The organism is Pseudarthrobacter sp., from assembly GCF_036675385.1.
Taxonomy (GTDB): domain Bacteria; phylum Actinomycetota; class Actinomycetes; order Actinomycetales; family Micrococcaceae; genus Arthrobacter.
The window spans coordinates 47,571-61,106 of sequence record NZ_JAKFFD010000008.1 but is presented as its reverse complement, the minus strand read 5'-3'; the positions used below and the strand labels follow the sequence as shown (position 1 = coordinate 61,106).

Here is a 13,536-nt window from a genome sequence, read left to right as displayed (position 1 = left end):
CTACATCAGGCCGTTGCGTTCCAGGATGGCGCGGATTGCCTTGGTCTCGTCCTCGTCCAGGGAGAGCATGGGGGCGCTCATGACGTTCGTCTTGATGATGCCCATGAGCTGCAGGGCGGTCTTGAAGGCGCCCAGGCCCGCGGCGTTGCCGGACATGCGGCCGGGCTTGGGGGTGTAGACGATCTCGAAGACGTCGGCCAAGCGGTCCTGCTCGGCTGCGGCCTGGGCCCAGTCGCCGGCCTGTGCGGCGTCGAACAGGCGGCGGTAGCCGGCCGGGTCAACGTTGCCGAGGCCCGGAACAACACCTTGGGCGCCGCCCAGGAGGGCGCCGTCCACAACCACTTCGTGGCCGGTGAAGATGTCGAAGTTGGGGATGTCCTTGGCGGCCAGCAGCAGCTGGCGGAACGAGACGTCGTCGCCGGAGGAGTCCTTCACCCCGGCAATGACGCCCTCGCGGCCCAGCTCGACCAGAAGGTCGGTGGGCAGCTTGAAGTGGGTGCGCACCGGCACGTCGTAGGCGAAGACGGGAACGTCGACGGCGGCGGCGATGGAGCGGAAATGCGTGCCGTTCTCCTGGGCGTTGGAGATGGCGTAGTACAGGCTGGTGGCCACGATCGAGTCGGCGCCCAGCGCGATGACGCGCTTGGCTTCTTCAATGACGCGGTTGGTGGTCTGCTCTACAGCGCCCACGATCAGCGGCACCTGGCCGGCGTTCACGCCTGCCACGGTCTGCACGACGAGGTCGCGCTCGGTGTTGGTCATGTGCGTGACCTCGCCGGAGGAACCCAGCACAAACAGGCCGCTGACGCCGCCGTCGAGCAGGTGCTTGGTGACGTTTTCCAGCGACGGAACGTCGATGGCTCCATCGGCGGTGCGGGGGGTTACGACGGGCGGAATGACGCCCTGGAAACGGGAAGCGACGGTGGTCACGGAGTTCTCCAAATATTGATGGTTAGACGAAAATTTGAGGTGGGAAAGCTAGATGTGGAGCAGGCTCGGGGCGGCGCCCAGCAGCTTCTTGGTGTAGTCGTTGGTGGGGCTGTCGAAGACCTGGCTGGCGGTGCCCTGCTCGACGATCTTGCCGAAGTACATAACGCAGATGCGGTCCGAGACGTAACGGACGGTCTGGATGTCATGCGAGATGAACACCATGCCGAGGTTCAGCTGCGTCTTCAGGTCAGAGAGCAGGTTCAGCACCTGGGCGCGGACGGAGACGTCCAGGGCCGACGTCGGCTCGTCCGCCACGATGATGTCCGGGTCCAGTGCCAGGGCGCGGGCGATCGCCACACGCTGGCGCTGGCCGCCGGAAACCTGCGACGGCGTGACCTCGGCCGCGGACTGCGGCAGGCCCACGAGGGCCAGCAGTTCCTTGACCTTGGCCGCACGGGATGCGGCGTTGCCGATGCCGTGGATCTGCAGCGGGTCGGTGAGGATGTCCTGGACGGTCATGCGCGGGTTCAGCGCGGTGGCCGGGTCCTGGAAGACCACCGACACGGAGCGGCCGAATTCCTTGCGCATGGCGGCGTTGCGCTTGATGGCGGGCTTGCCGTGGAAGAGGACCTCGCCCGACGTCGGCGTCTGCAGTCCCACAAGCACGGACGCGAGCGTGGACTTGCCGCAGCCGGACTCACCCACGATGCCCACGGTTTCGCCGCGGCTGATGCTGAAGTCGACGCCGTCGACGGCTTTGACGATGTTCGGGCGGAAGAGCCCGCCGCCACGTGCGTGGTGGTAGACCTTGACGTCCTTGAGCTCGATGACCGGCTTGCCGGTTGAAACGCTCATTTTGCATCCTCCTTCAGGTGGCTCGCCCAGTAGTGGTCAGCGTCCCCGCCGTTGGCGGCTCCTACCGACGTCAGGACCAGCTGCTGGTCGGGGTCGGCGTCGGACCGCAGTGAACGCGGGGCGAAGCGGTCACCCGGGGCGAAGTCGCGCGGGGACGGGACGGTGCCGGGGATCTGGTGCAGGCGGACGGCGTCGGCCTCGATGGAGAGGACGGCGCCGAGCAGGCCGCGGGTGTACTCGTGCTTGGGGTTCTGCAGCAGCTCCGAAGCCTGTGCGGATTCCACCACCTGGCCGGCGTACATCACGGTGATGCGGTGGGCCAGGGAGGCCACCAGGGCGAGGTCGTGGCTGACGAAGACCATGGCGAAGCCGAGCTGTTCGCGCAGCTCGTTGAGCAGGTCCACTACCTGCTTCTGGACGGTGACGTCCAGGGCGGTGGTGGGCTCATCGGCAACCACGATCTTCGGCGAACGGGACAGGGCCATGGCGATCAGCACGCGCTGGCGCTGGCCGCCGGAGAGCTCGTGCGGGTAGCTGGCAAGCGTCCGGACCGGATCGAGCTTGACCAGTTCCAGCAGCTCGGTGGGGGTCTTGCGGCCGCCGCGCTTGGTCAGCTGCTCCATCTGGTCCTTGATCTTCATGGACGGGTTCAGGGAGCTCAGGGCGTCCTGGTAGACCATGGCGATCTGCTGGCCGCGGAGGCCTTCGTAGGCCTTGATGCTGCTGTGGCTGGTGGCCGGATCCAGCAGTTCCTTGCCGTCGAACTTGATGGAACCGGTGACCTGCGCGGTCTTGGGCAGCAGGCCCATGACCGCGAGGGACGTGATGGACTTGCCGCAGCCGGATTCGCCCACCAGGCCCATGGTTTCGCCTTCGCGGACCGTGAAGGAGACGTTGTCCACAATCGCGGTGTCGCCGAAGCGGCCCGGGAAGCGGATGGACAGGTTCCTGACCTCCAGGACGTTGCGTGCGCCGGCCGGGACCTGGGGGAGCCGGTCGGTGCGCGTGGCCTCGATGCCGGAGAGCAGTTCCAGTTCCTTGTCCAGCAGCAGGTGCGGGTTCGCCGCGGCCAGCTTCGGGTCGGAGAGGATGGCTGCCTCGTTGTAGTGCTCCTCGGTGAGGACATCACCGAAAGCGGCGCGCACCCCGTCGAGCTCGTGCTCTTCCACCACTGACGGTTGGGCCACAGACGTGGCGATCTGAGTGTCGACGCCGGCACCCACCGCGGCGCCGGCAACAACAGCCGACGCGCCGTCGTCGTCCTTTACTACAGGTGCCTTGCGCAGTTTCGGGTTCACCATGGCGTCGGTGAGGCCCTCGGCGAGGATGTTCAGCGAGAGAACGGTGAGCAGGATGGTCACACCGGCGAAGGTGGTGGCCCACCAGCCGCCGGACAGGACCAGGTTGCGGCCGTAGGAGATCACGTTGCCCCACGACGGTGCGGGGTCCTGGACACCGGCGCCGAGGAAGGACAGCGAGGCTTCGAGGATGATGGCGTCGGCCACCATCACCGTGGCGAACACCAGCACGGGGGCGGCGGTGTTGCGGACGATGTGCTTGAGCAGGATGTAGAAGCGGCCAGCGCCGATCACACGCTCGGCACGGACGTAGTCTTCGCCGTACTGGGAGAGCACGTTGGCGCGGACCACGCGGGCCAGCTGCGGGGTGTAGATGATGGCGATCGCGATGATGATGGTGGGAACCGAGTTGCCGAACGCGGCCAGCAGCACTGCGGCCAGGGCGATGCCCGGGAACGCCATCAGGATGTCCATCAGGCGCATGATCAGTTCGTTGACGGCCTTGCTGGACGTCGCGGCGAAGGAGCCCAGCAGGGCGCCCACCAGGATGGCCAGGATGACCGCGCCGAGGCCGATCATCAGCGAGGACTGGGCGCCGAACAGCAGGCGGGAGAAGATGTCGCGGCCCAGCCGGTCGGTGCCGAAGAAGTGCTCGGCGCCCGGCGGGGTGGCGGGAATGAAGGTCTCCAGCGGATCGTGCGGCGCGATGACCGGCGCGAACACCGCGGAGAGGACGATCACGATGAGGAAGAGGAGGGCGATACGGGAGCCCCAAGGCAGGGCCTTGAAACGGAGGCCCGGGGCACTCAGCCGTTCAGCAAGCTTGCTACGCATGGGCTATACCGTCCTGATTCGGGGGTTGATGAGCAGGTACAGGAGGTCCACCACGATGTTCACCAGAACGAAAGTAACGGAGATGGTGAGCACCACGCCCTGGACCAGGTTGACGTCCAGGTTGGTGATGCCGTTGAGGATCAGCTGGCCCATGCCGGGCAGGGCGAAGATCATTTCAATCACGACGGCGCCGCCCAGCAGGTAGCCCACGCGGAGTCCCAGCACGGTCACCGGGGTCACCAGGGCGTTGCGGAGGACGTTCTTGGAGACCACTTCGCGGTAGGGGACGCCGTTGCCGATGGCGGTGCGGACGTAGTCGCGGTCCAGCTCCTCCACCATCGAGGTGCGGACCACGCGGATCAGCGAGGCGGAGACCGGGATGCCCAGGGCCAGGGCCGGGAGGGCCATCGAGTTGAGCCAACCGCCGAAGCCGGATTCCGGCGTCGCGATTCCCCCGGAGGGGAACAGGGGGCTGGCGCCGAGGGCGAACCACTGGATCAGCAGGATGCCGAGCCAGAACGACGGCGTGGCGATCGCGGCGATCGAGAAAACGCGGACCAGCTGGTCCTGCCATTTGTCCCGGTAGAGGGCGCCGAGGATGCCGAAGGTCAGGGACAGGACGATCGCGATCAGCACGCCCAGGAAAGTCAGCTGCAGCGTCAGGGGGAACGCGGAGCCGATCATGGAGGCCACCGACTTGGCCGGCGGGGTGGTGACGCCGAGGTCCAGCTGCAGCAGCTTGCCGAGGAAGCTGAAGTACTGGATGACCAGTGGATCGTTCAGGCCGTTTTCCTGGCGGTACTGCTGCTTCGCTTCTTCGCTGGCGCCGTCGCCGAGGGCGGAGCTTGCCTGGTCGCCGGGAGCGGCCTGCAGGACAAGGAAGACGAGCAGGGTGATGCCCAGGATCATCAATGGCAGTGCTGCGAGTCTGCGGCCAAGCAGACGCAATATCGTGACCAATTTGTTCTCCGGTTTGTTTGGGTGCTGCAGTTCAAAATGTTGTGAGGCCCGCTCTGCGTGCTCCCGGGGGGACTAGGGGCGCAGAGCAGGCCTCGCAACGCAAGGTGGCTGCTTAGGCGGTGCGGCCGACGTCGATGAACGACATGCCGGTGGTGGGCAGCGGCTTGAAGCCCTTGAGCTTCTTGTCGTCCCAAGCGGAGGGCAGCTGGCGGTGGAAGATCGGGTACAGGGGAACTTCTTCGGAGACAAGGTCCACAATTTCGCCGGTGATCTTCTTGGCGTCTGCTGCGGCAGCCTGCGAGCCCTTGTTCATGAGCTCCTGCAGCTTGGCACGTTCCGGGGCGGTCCAGTAGGCGCGCTTTTCCATCCAGGTGGCGCCCGAGTAGAACCAGCTCAGGAGCAGGTCAGCGTCGTTGCCGAAGACCGACGGGTCGCCGGGGGCTGCGACCACTGAGTAGTCGCCCGTGCCGACGCGGTCGGTGTACAGGGCGCCGGACTGGATGCTCTTCACGGAGACCTTCACGCCCGGGATCTTGTTCCAGGATTCGAGGATCAGCGGGGCAACGTCCTTGACCCAGGCGGTGTCCGTGGTGAGCAGTTCGAATTCGAGGCTGGTGACGCCGGCCTGCTTCAGGAGGTCCGCGGCTTTCGATGCGTCGTAGCCGTAGACGTTCTTGGCCTTGACGTAGTCCGGGTGGCCTTCCTGGAAGTAGGAGCTGGCGGCCTTGGCGTTGCCGAACAGGGCCTTCTTGATGATGGCTTCCTTGTCCAGCCCGTAGTGCAGGGCCTGGCGGACCAGCTTGTTGTTGAACGGCGCCTTGTTGCAGTTGAACATCAGGAACATCAGGCCGAAGGACTGGACTGATTCAACCTTGACCTTGGACTTGAGGCCGTCGATGTCGAGGTAGGGGACGTCCTCGATGGCCTGGACACGGCCGGACTGGACGGCGGTGACGCGGGCTGCGGCGTCGGAGAGCAGGAGCCAGGTCATGCCCTTGGCCAGTGCCGGCTTGGGGCCGTTGTAGTCAGCGAACGCTTCGAAGACGATCTTGTCGTCCTTGGCGGCGGAGATGAGCTTGTAGGGGCCGGTGCCGACGGGCTTGGCGTCGAAGGCCTTGAGGTCCGTGGCCAGGGCCTTGGGGACAACCTTGACCACGGAGATGCGGGGGCCGAAGCCGGGGAAGGCGTACTTGAGGGTGAACTCGACCGTCTTGGCGTCAACGGGCTTGACTTCCTTGATGAACGGGATGAACTGCGAGAACAGGGACTTGTTCGCCGGATCCATCACGCGGGTGAAGGAGAAGGCCACGTCTTCGGTGGTGACCGGAGTGCCGTCGTGGAACTTGGCGCCGTCGCGGATGGTCACCTGGTAGGTGGTGTCGTTGACCTTCTTGGGGTCCGATGCCGCCAGCGCGTTGTAGGGCTCGCGGGTGGCCGGGTGCAGCTCGATGAGGCCTTCGAAGATGTGCAGGTTGGCGGCCATCGGCGTGGCGCCCGAGGAGCTCAGCGGGTCGAAGCCGGTGGAGAGGGCGTAGGAGATGCCCGCTTCGATGGTGAGGTCCTTGTTGACTGCCGCAGCGCTTGCCGAGCTGCCGGTGGTGGTAGCTGCCGGGCTGCCGCACGCGGCGACCGAGGCGGTAAATGCTGCGGCGGCGCCCATGGCCCCGGTCAGCTTGAGGAAGTTCCGGCGGCTGGCGTCATTGACCAGCGGCAGGTTCTTGGTGATGTTGTTCATGAGGGCCTCGCCATTCCAGAAGGTTTATCGGATGTAGGACGTCCGAGCTCGTATGTCGACTGTAAGCGTCATCACAGGTTCACGTCAAGCGTCAGTTTGTAACGCTCTCTCACTTAACGTGGCTTTCCGCCGGACGCTCTCTCAGATCCTGCGGGTTTTCCCTGGACGCTCTCTCACTTCGGCTCGCTGACGTGGCCTGTGGCGGTGTCAAACGTGAAAGCACGACGGCGGCGCTGGGCAGTGCCGCCGCGCTCGCCGACCACTTCAAAGACCACGTCCGCGTGGCCCTGTGCCACATCCGCCTTTGTGACGGTGTATCCGGGCGTGAAATAGAGAGCCTCTTCCCCGGGGCCAAGATCCGCCGCGGGGAAGGCGTCCGAGCCCGGACCGGACAGTCGGACCCCGGTAATGGACTGGGCTCCGTCATTGCGTGCCCTGCCCGTGAAGGCCAGGATGTCCCCGGCCTTGTAGCCGGGAATGATCGGGCCGTAATTCAGGTCCTGTGCCTCCCGCGTGCCGATGACCTGCGCAGCTTCGGTCGAGTAACCCTGACCGATTTCCTTCCAGGTGTGCACACCCCAGTCCTCACCGCCGGACCGCATCACGTGAAACTCGCCGACGTTCTGCCAGGCCCGCGGGCGGCCGGGCGTGATGGAGCGCAGTTCCATGTCGAATACCAGCCCGGCACCGTCGTCCTGAGCCCTCGCATCGGCGGAGGACTCGGGGGGCACACTCCCGGCGGCACTCCCAGTGGCGGCGGCGCCGGAGTCAGTGGGGCGGGCGGTGAGCTGTGCGGTGAGTTGTGCCGCGGGCACCGAGGCAAACACGATTTCCCGGTAGCCCTGGCGTTCGTAGAGGACGCCGATGTTGCCGTCGGGGAGCCGGGCGGCCGTCGAGTAGGCCGAGCTGCCCGGGCACAGGACCAGCTTCGCGGGCCAGCTGAGGCCGTCATCGGGGGACAGGCTGATCACCGTGTTCCGCCGCAATGCCGTGTCCTGGTTGTTGGTGGCCAGCAGCCAGGAGTCCGTTGCCTCGTCGGCGAAGGAAGTCGGGGACGGCAGGCCGTCGAAGCGGACCAGCGAGCCGTTGTCACCCGGGTCCGTGAGGTCTTCGACGGGGCACAGGGCGCTCCAGGTGGCCCCGCCGTCGTCGGACATTGCGGCAAGGCGGCGCGGCGTGCCGCGGCTGTGCAGCAGGAGCCGGCCGTCCTGGAGGGCGGCAACCTTGTTTTCATTGGGGGCGTGGCCGTGCGTCCGGACGCCGATGAGCTCCCCGAGCACCCAGGTGTCGCCGTGGTCGTCGCTGTACGCGGAAGCGGCCATGATCTCGCCGCCGGCCAGGACCACAAACTGCTGGACCAGGCGGCCGCGGTAGGGGCCGGTGTGGATCTGGATGCCCTGGCCCGCCGCGGCGAAGATTCCGGTGATGTCCGGCTCGCCCGTACTTGGCCCACGCGGGTGAACAGGCGGGCGGAGCTTGAGCTGGGCGGTGATCCGGCGGTGCTGCCAGGTCAGGCCGTCGTCGTCCGAGTAGCTGAGATCGCAGTGCTGCACATCGTCGTCCGGCTCCATACCGGCCACGGCCTCGAAGAAGCCGGCGCGGGTTCCGGCTGCGTGGAACATAAAGATCCGGCCGGTCTCAACGTCCACCAGGAGGCTCGGATCGCCGTAACCGTTGAGGCCGCCGCCCGTCCTGACGACCTGCTGGTCGCCCCAGGTCCGGCCGTTGTCCGAGCTGCGCCGGAGCAGGAGGTCGATCGGGTTGGGCAGGTCATCGAGGTTGGGGCGGCCGTCATAGGCGGCCAGCAGGGTGCCCTGCCGCGAGACGGCCAGGGCGGGGATCCTGAATTGCCGGTAGCCGCCGGTGCCGCGGACCGCCAGGATGTGTTCGACGTCGGGCATGGCGGCCGTCATTGGCTGAAGGACATGGGATGTCATATCTCCATGGTAGGCGACGCGTAACACGCCTGTGTAGGCGGGCGCATCTCTGGCAGAGTATGACCATGCTCACAGTTATAGGCGAGGGCCTTGTTGACGTTGTCCAGCGCGCCTCCGGAATCGAAGCCCACGTGGGCGGCAGTCCCCTTAATGTCGCGGTGGGCCTGGCCCGCCTCGACCATCCCGTGCAGTTCGTCGGCCGTTACGGCCGCGACGCCTACGGGGATGCGGTGGCGGCGCACCTGCGCTCCAGCTCCGTTATGCTGCCGCTCGGCCCCGACGAGCTGCCAACCAGCGTGGCCACCGCCGTAATTGACGACGACGGCGCCGCCACCTACACGTTCGACCTCGCCTGGGAGCTTCCCGGCCTGGCGGACCGCCTCGCCTTTATGCTGCAGGGAACCACCTTGCTGCACACCGGCTCCATCGCAACGATGCTGGCGCCGGGGGCCGCGGCAGTGCTCGCCGCCGTCGAGCATGCCCACCCCGCCGCCACGATCAGCTTCGATCCCAACTGCCGGCCCAGCATCATCACGGACGTGGACTATGCGCGAACGCAGGCGGAGAAATTTGTCACCCTCGCGGACGTGGTCAAGGCCTCGGACGAGGACCTCGAGTGGCTGTACCCGGGCGTGGATGCGCTGGAATCAGCCCGCCGCTGGCTGTCGCTGGGCGGTTCCGAGGGCCCGGCCCTGGTAGTCGTCACGCGCGGCGCGGCCGGTCCGTGGGGAATTACGGCCGCCGGTGAAGCCGCCATTGACGCGCCTCGCGTGGAAGTGGCCGACACCGTGGGCGCAGGTGATTCCTTTATGGCCGCCCTGCTTTCGGGGATCGTGGACCGGGGCCTGGACGGCGCGCAGAACCGGAAGGACCTGCGCGAGCTTCCGGCCGAGGGCCTGGCTGAGCTGCTGGCCCACGCTGCCCGCGCAGCGGCCGTCACTGTTTCCCGCCCGGGCGCCAACCCGCCCACGCGCGCCGAACTGAACGCGGTTCCGGCGGAGTAGGTGTGTTCTTCCTCATCGATTGCTCCGTAAACGCCGTTTTGAGGGGCCAAAAGGGCGTTTACGGAGCAATCGATGGGCGCAGATGCTCCTGGCGGCCCACCGCGTAGGCCTCACGGAGCCAGCCGGCCAGTTCGCCGTCGACGTCGGATGGCTCGGTCACCCGAACCGTGTAGAGATGCGTGTACGGAGAAAGTGTTTCGATCCGTCGGAATCTGGGCGACTCAACCCGGCGCGTAAGCCAGAACTCCACATCGAGCCATTTGTTCGCGGGTTTGACCCCGGCGAACCGGACCCGGACCATAAAGGCGACACGGTCCCGGTACGGAACAAGCGTTACAGGGCCGATCGCCTCAACCGTCCGGCGAACCACCTCGAACAGCCGGTGGATGCTGTCTGGCCTGCCGCGGAACGGCTCGTCGAGGGTGTGCTGTGAGCAGGAATGGTTCATGTTCCGCGTGACAAACTGCCGTCCGCAGGAGGGGCAGGTCCACAAGGCGCGGCCAGTGTGCTGGCCCGGCGGCCGGACGTCTCCGCCCTGCACGTGCGCCAAAATTTGCTCCACCCGGCGCGCCCGCGTCGACGGGGACCGCGCGTCCTCAAGGAAGCGCGTCAACTCCCGCCGCTGGGAAACGGGCAGCTGACCCCAGTTGCCTGACGCTCCAGGGGACGCGTCCAGGGCTGCCGACAGATCCCTGGGCGGGATGACCTCGGTGGTGTTGAGCGCCTGAATGTCCACCGTGACAGTCTCCCCGACGCGCACTCCCGTTGCCGTCCGCAGGCCGCCGGAAAGATACAGGACATGCCGTCCGGACCTGACAGGCATCAGTGTGGCGTTGAAATCCGTACCCCTGAGCGTGCCGGTCACCCTGATCCGGCCATGCTCCGCGAGCGGTTGCAACTCGGTGACAGCCGGCGTCGGGACGTCCACGAACGGATTGGGCCCCCGCAGCTGAACGGTGGCTGTGAAGCGGACCATAGGGTCATTATCGACCCGGCCGGTCGGCGCGAAAAGGAACTCGGCGGGTGACCTTGCGCTCGTCGGGAGAAAGTTATGTGCGATCCTCGCAAACTTAGGCATGAAACCAACATAATGCTGTTAGGCTGTATTTCGACCCTAGAGAGAGTGAGCAACGATGCTTCTCGAAAGAGACCTCATCCAGTCCGTCGGCTTCCGCAATGTCACTGAGGGCGGGCGTGTGACGGGCTTCCAGTTCCGGGTCCGCATGCCTTCCTACCGGGGCATGGCCGCGTCCCTCATTGACGGCATCGCCGTTCGCGTAGGAAACGTCGTCGACGTCGGCCCTCACGTTCCGCTGTGGACCTTTGGCGGTCAGACCTATACGCTGCAGCAGCTGTGGGAAAGCAACGGCGTCCGGTGGCCGTTGGAGGAAGCTGCGGTGGTCACCGTTCCGTTCGACGGCGGCCTGCCGCAGGGCGTCCACGAGCTCTCCATTGAGCTGCGGCTGCGTATGTCCTACATTCCGGTGGAGCATCAGCCCACCATCCACCAGGTCAGCCGTAAAGTGACGCTCGGGCCGGAAGGCGGCGACGGCGCCTTCCGCTACGGCGTATCCCTCTACAGTTTCATGGGCGATTACGGCACTGTGATGGACCTGGAGACGGCGCTGGCCGCCGTCGCTGATGTGGGCGCCACCGGCGTCGAAATCCTCGGGGAGGGCCACATTCCCAACTATCCGGAACCGTCCCCAGCCTGGCTCGACACGTGGTTCGGCCTCCTGGATAAGTATTCGCTCGAGCCCACGAACTACGGCTCCTGGATTGACACCCGGCTGCACCCGGGCCGGAGCATGACCGTCACCGAGGGTGCGGCGGCGCTGCAGCGCGACCTGCGGCTTGCCAATCAACTGGGCTTCGGGTTCGTGCGCCCCAAGATCGGCGTGGTGTCCGGCGACCTGGTTCCGGACCCCATCTGGACCGAGTCGGTAGAGCGCTCCCTGGACCTGGCCCACGAGCTCGGGATCATCATCTGCCCGGAAATCCACTCGCCCACCCCCATCAGGCACCCTGTCGTCGAGGACTACATCAACCTCATCGAACGGACCGGCACCAAGAACTTCGGTCTGCTGATCGACACCGGGATCTTCCAGGACCGGCCCATCCCGCTGCGTGCAGGGGAGACCCGCGAGAGCCGGCCCGCCTTCCTTGACGGCATCGGCGTCGATCCCGCCGACTTCGCGGACGTCGCCCAGTACGTGGTGTTCATTCAGGCGAAGTTCCACGACATCAACGAGCAGCTGGAGGACCAGCAGATTCCCTGGCTTCCCGTACTCAAGGCGCTCAAGGACTCCGGCTATTCCGGCTACCTCTCCAGTGAATACGAAGGCGAACGCGATCCCTGGCGCGCCATCGAACAAGTACGGCGCCAACATGCCCTGATCCGCCGCGTCGCCTCCGAACTCCCCTGCCCCGTCCCGCCTCCCAGTGAAGAGAACAGCCATGCCAAACGGACTTCTTGACAAGTCAAGCCTCCGCACCCATCCGGAAGGCCTCGCCCTTGCCCTGACGCTTCCGTGGTACCGGAGCCTTTGGCTCTCCGCGGTCTCCAGCCTCCGGCTCACCGTCGACGGCCAGGATATCCCCGCCGAGGACCTGTCCCTGGAACTGGGCGGTGTCCGCTACGCACTTCCGGACCTTCCGGCCCAAAGCGAAACCCTCTGGTACCTCCAGGAGCATCCGCTCCTGATTGCCAAGCGGGACAACCCTGTCTCCCTCGGTGAAGAGCTCCGGATCCAGCTGATCGGGGAACTGCGCCTGCCTTACATGCAGATTGCCCCGGGCCGGGACGGCGGTCCCGGAATGTACGTCCCCAATTTCGTCAACCAGACACTGGCCCTGGTCGCCACGGATAGGGCGTCGGCGGCGCCGGAACTCACGACGGCGGTCACTCGGGCCCCACCGAAAGCGGAGGAGGATCCCTTCTCACTGGGGCTCACGCTCTATTCGGCGAGTGCCGAGTACCGGGCAGGCTGGTACGACTTCGATGGCCTGCTCAGCCGCGTTGCCGAGCTTGGCATCGGCCCCGGCATTGAGATCGTGGCATCCCAGGTCTTACCCACCTATCCGAAGGTGACTGATGACTTCGCGCGCTCATGGCACGCGGCCTTCGACAAGCACGGGTTCACTGCCAGCTCCTTCGGTGCGAACCTCGACATGGGCCGCCGCCGGGACCGCGACATGACCCCGGACGAGGAATTCGAGTTTACCGAGACGCTCTTCCGCGGTGCCAAGAAGCTCGGTTTCCCGCTGGTCCGCATCCAGAGCGCCAAACCTGAACTGCTCCGCCGGCTCCTGCCACTCGCCGAGGATTTGGAGCTCAAGCTTGCGTACGAGATCCATGCGCCGATGGGGCCGAACTCCCCGGAAATCATGAAGGTCCGGGACGTCTACGCGGAGCTTGGTTCGCCGCTGCTGGGGTTCGTGGCCGATTTCTCCTCAACCATGCACAGCATGTCTCCGACACTCCTGCGCGCGGTCCGCCGTGCCGGACTGGACGACGAAGCCATCCAGAAGCTGCAGGCCATCTGGACCACCGACGCCCCTATGCGGGCGCGGCAGGAGGAGTTCATTGGATACCTGCGGGGACGGGATCTTGATCCAGCCCGGCTGGGGTCCTTTGCGCACCTGGCCTTCAATATGCATGGCCACGTTAGCCCGACGGAATGGGCGGACATCATGCCCCAGATCATGCATGTGCACGCGAAGTTCTACGACATCGACGAGCAGGGCAATGAGCCGGCCATTGACTACCCGGAGCTGGTCCGCGTTTTCGTCGAAGGCGGCTACCGCGGTTACTGGTCCAGCGAGTGGGAGGGCCACGCGTTCGCCGAGCTCGGCGAGGTGGACCCCCTGCTGCTGGTGCGCAAGCAGCATGACCTCATCCGCAAGAGCATGCGGAAGGCGTTGACCTCGGCCTGACCCTTGGAGCCCGATGTCCCTCGATGCCCGTCCAGCCATGGGCGGGC

General features: G+C 66.0%; 10 protein-coding genes. 3 read left to right on the top strand and 7 right to left on the bottom strand.

The annotated features are described in order from the left end of the window. The 6 genes from V6M49_RS00840 to V6M49_RS00815 form a co-directional block, all read right to left on the bottom strand. Positions 1-930: a dihydrodipicolinate synthase family protein gene (locus V6M49_RS00840; RefSeq protein WP_332759492.1), complete on the bottom strand. Its 930-nt coding sequence runs from the start codon at positions 928-930 to the stop codon at positions 1-3. Between the two features lie 48 nt (positions 931-978). After that, entirely contained in the window at positions 979-1,785 is an 807-nt protein-coding gene (locus tag V6M49_RS00835; RefSeq protein ID WP_104060218.1) for an ATP-binding cassette domain-containing protein, read from the bottom strand. Beyond that, positions 1,782-3,917, bottom strand: coding sequence for a dipeptide/oligopeptide/nickel ABC transporter permease/ATP-binding protein (locus V6M49_RS00830; RefSeq protein WP_332759491.1), 2,136 nt, complete (start codon positions 3,915-3,917; stop codon positions 1,782-1,784). Before V6M49_RS00830 ends, V6M49_RS00835 begins: the two co-directional genes overlap by 4 nt. A gap of 3 nt (positions 3,918-3,920) precedes the next feature. Further along, on the bottom strand, positions 3,921-4,877 hold the full coding sequence (locus V6M49_RS00825) for an ABC transporter permease (protein ID WP_141139074.1): 957 nt from the start codon (positions 4,875-4,877) through the stop codon (positions 3,921-3,923). 112 nt (positions 4,878-4,989) lie between these two features. Then, positions 4,990-6,612: an ABC transporter substrate-binding protein gene (locus V6M49_RS00820; protein ID WP_332759487.1), complete on the bottom strand. Its 1,623-nt coding sequence runs from the start codon at positions 6,610-6,612 to the stop codon at positions 4,990-4,992. Between the two features lie 173 nt (positions 6,613-6,785). Beyond that, positions 6,786-8,549 (bottom strand): sialidase family protein, encoded by a 1,764-nt coding sequence (locus tag V6M49_RS00815; RefSeq protein WP_141139076.1) that lies wholly within the window; start codon positions 8,547-8,549, stop codon positions 6,786-6,788. A 65-nt stretch (positions 8,550-8,614) separates the two neighbouring features. Here V6M49_RS00815 and V6M49_RS00810 point away from each other — a divergent pair, with 65 nt between their 5' ends. Further along, entirely contained in the window at positions 8,615-9,553 is a 939-nt protein-coding gene (locus V6M49_RS00810) for a PfkB family carbohydrate kinase (RefSeq protein ID WP_332759486.1), read from the top strand. Positions 9,554-9,611: 58 nt separating this feature from the next. Here V6M49_RS00810 and V6M49_RS00805 read toward each other — a convergent pair whose 3' ends face one another. Next, on the bottom strand, positions 9,612-10,529 hold the full coding sequence (locus V6M49_RS00805; RefSeq protein ID WP_332759485.1) for a DUF1905 domain-containing protein: 918 nt from the start codon (positions 10,527-10,529) through the stop codon (positions 9,612-9,614). Positions 10,530-10,686: 157 nt separating this feature from the next. On the opposite strand from V6M49_RS00805, the gene V6M49_RS00800 reads away from it, so the two are divergent. Both V6M49_RS00800 and V6M49_RS00795 read left to right on the top strand, forming a co-directional pair. Beyond that, on the top strand, positions 10,687-12,030 hold the full coding sequence (locus V6M49_RS00800; protein WP_332759484.1) for a C-glycoside deglycosidase beta subunit domain-containing protein: 1,344 nt from the start codon (positions 10,687-10,689) through the stop codon (positions 12,028-12,030). After that, the gene (locus V6M49_RS00795) at positions 12,011-13,489 is read left to right on the top strand and encodes a C-glycoside deglycosidase beta subunit domain-containing protein (protein WP_332759482.1); all 1,479 of its coding nucleotides are present in this window, start codon (positions 12,011-12,013) and stop codon (positions 13,487-13,489) included. The genes V6M49_RS00800 and V6M49_RS00795 overlap by 20 nt, the downstream gene beginning before the upstream one ends. The last annotated feature ends 47 nt before the right edge of the window (positions 13,490-13,536 follow it).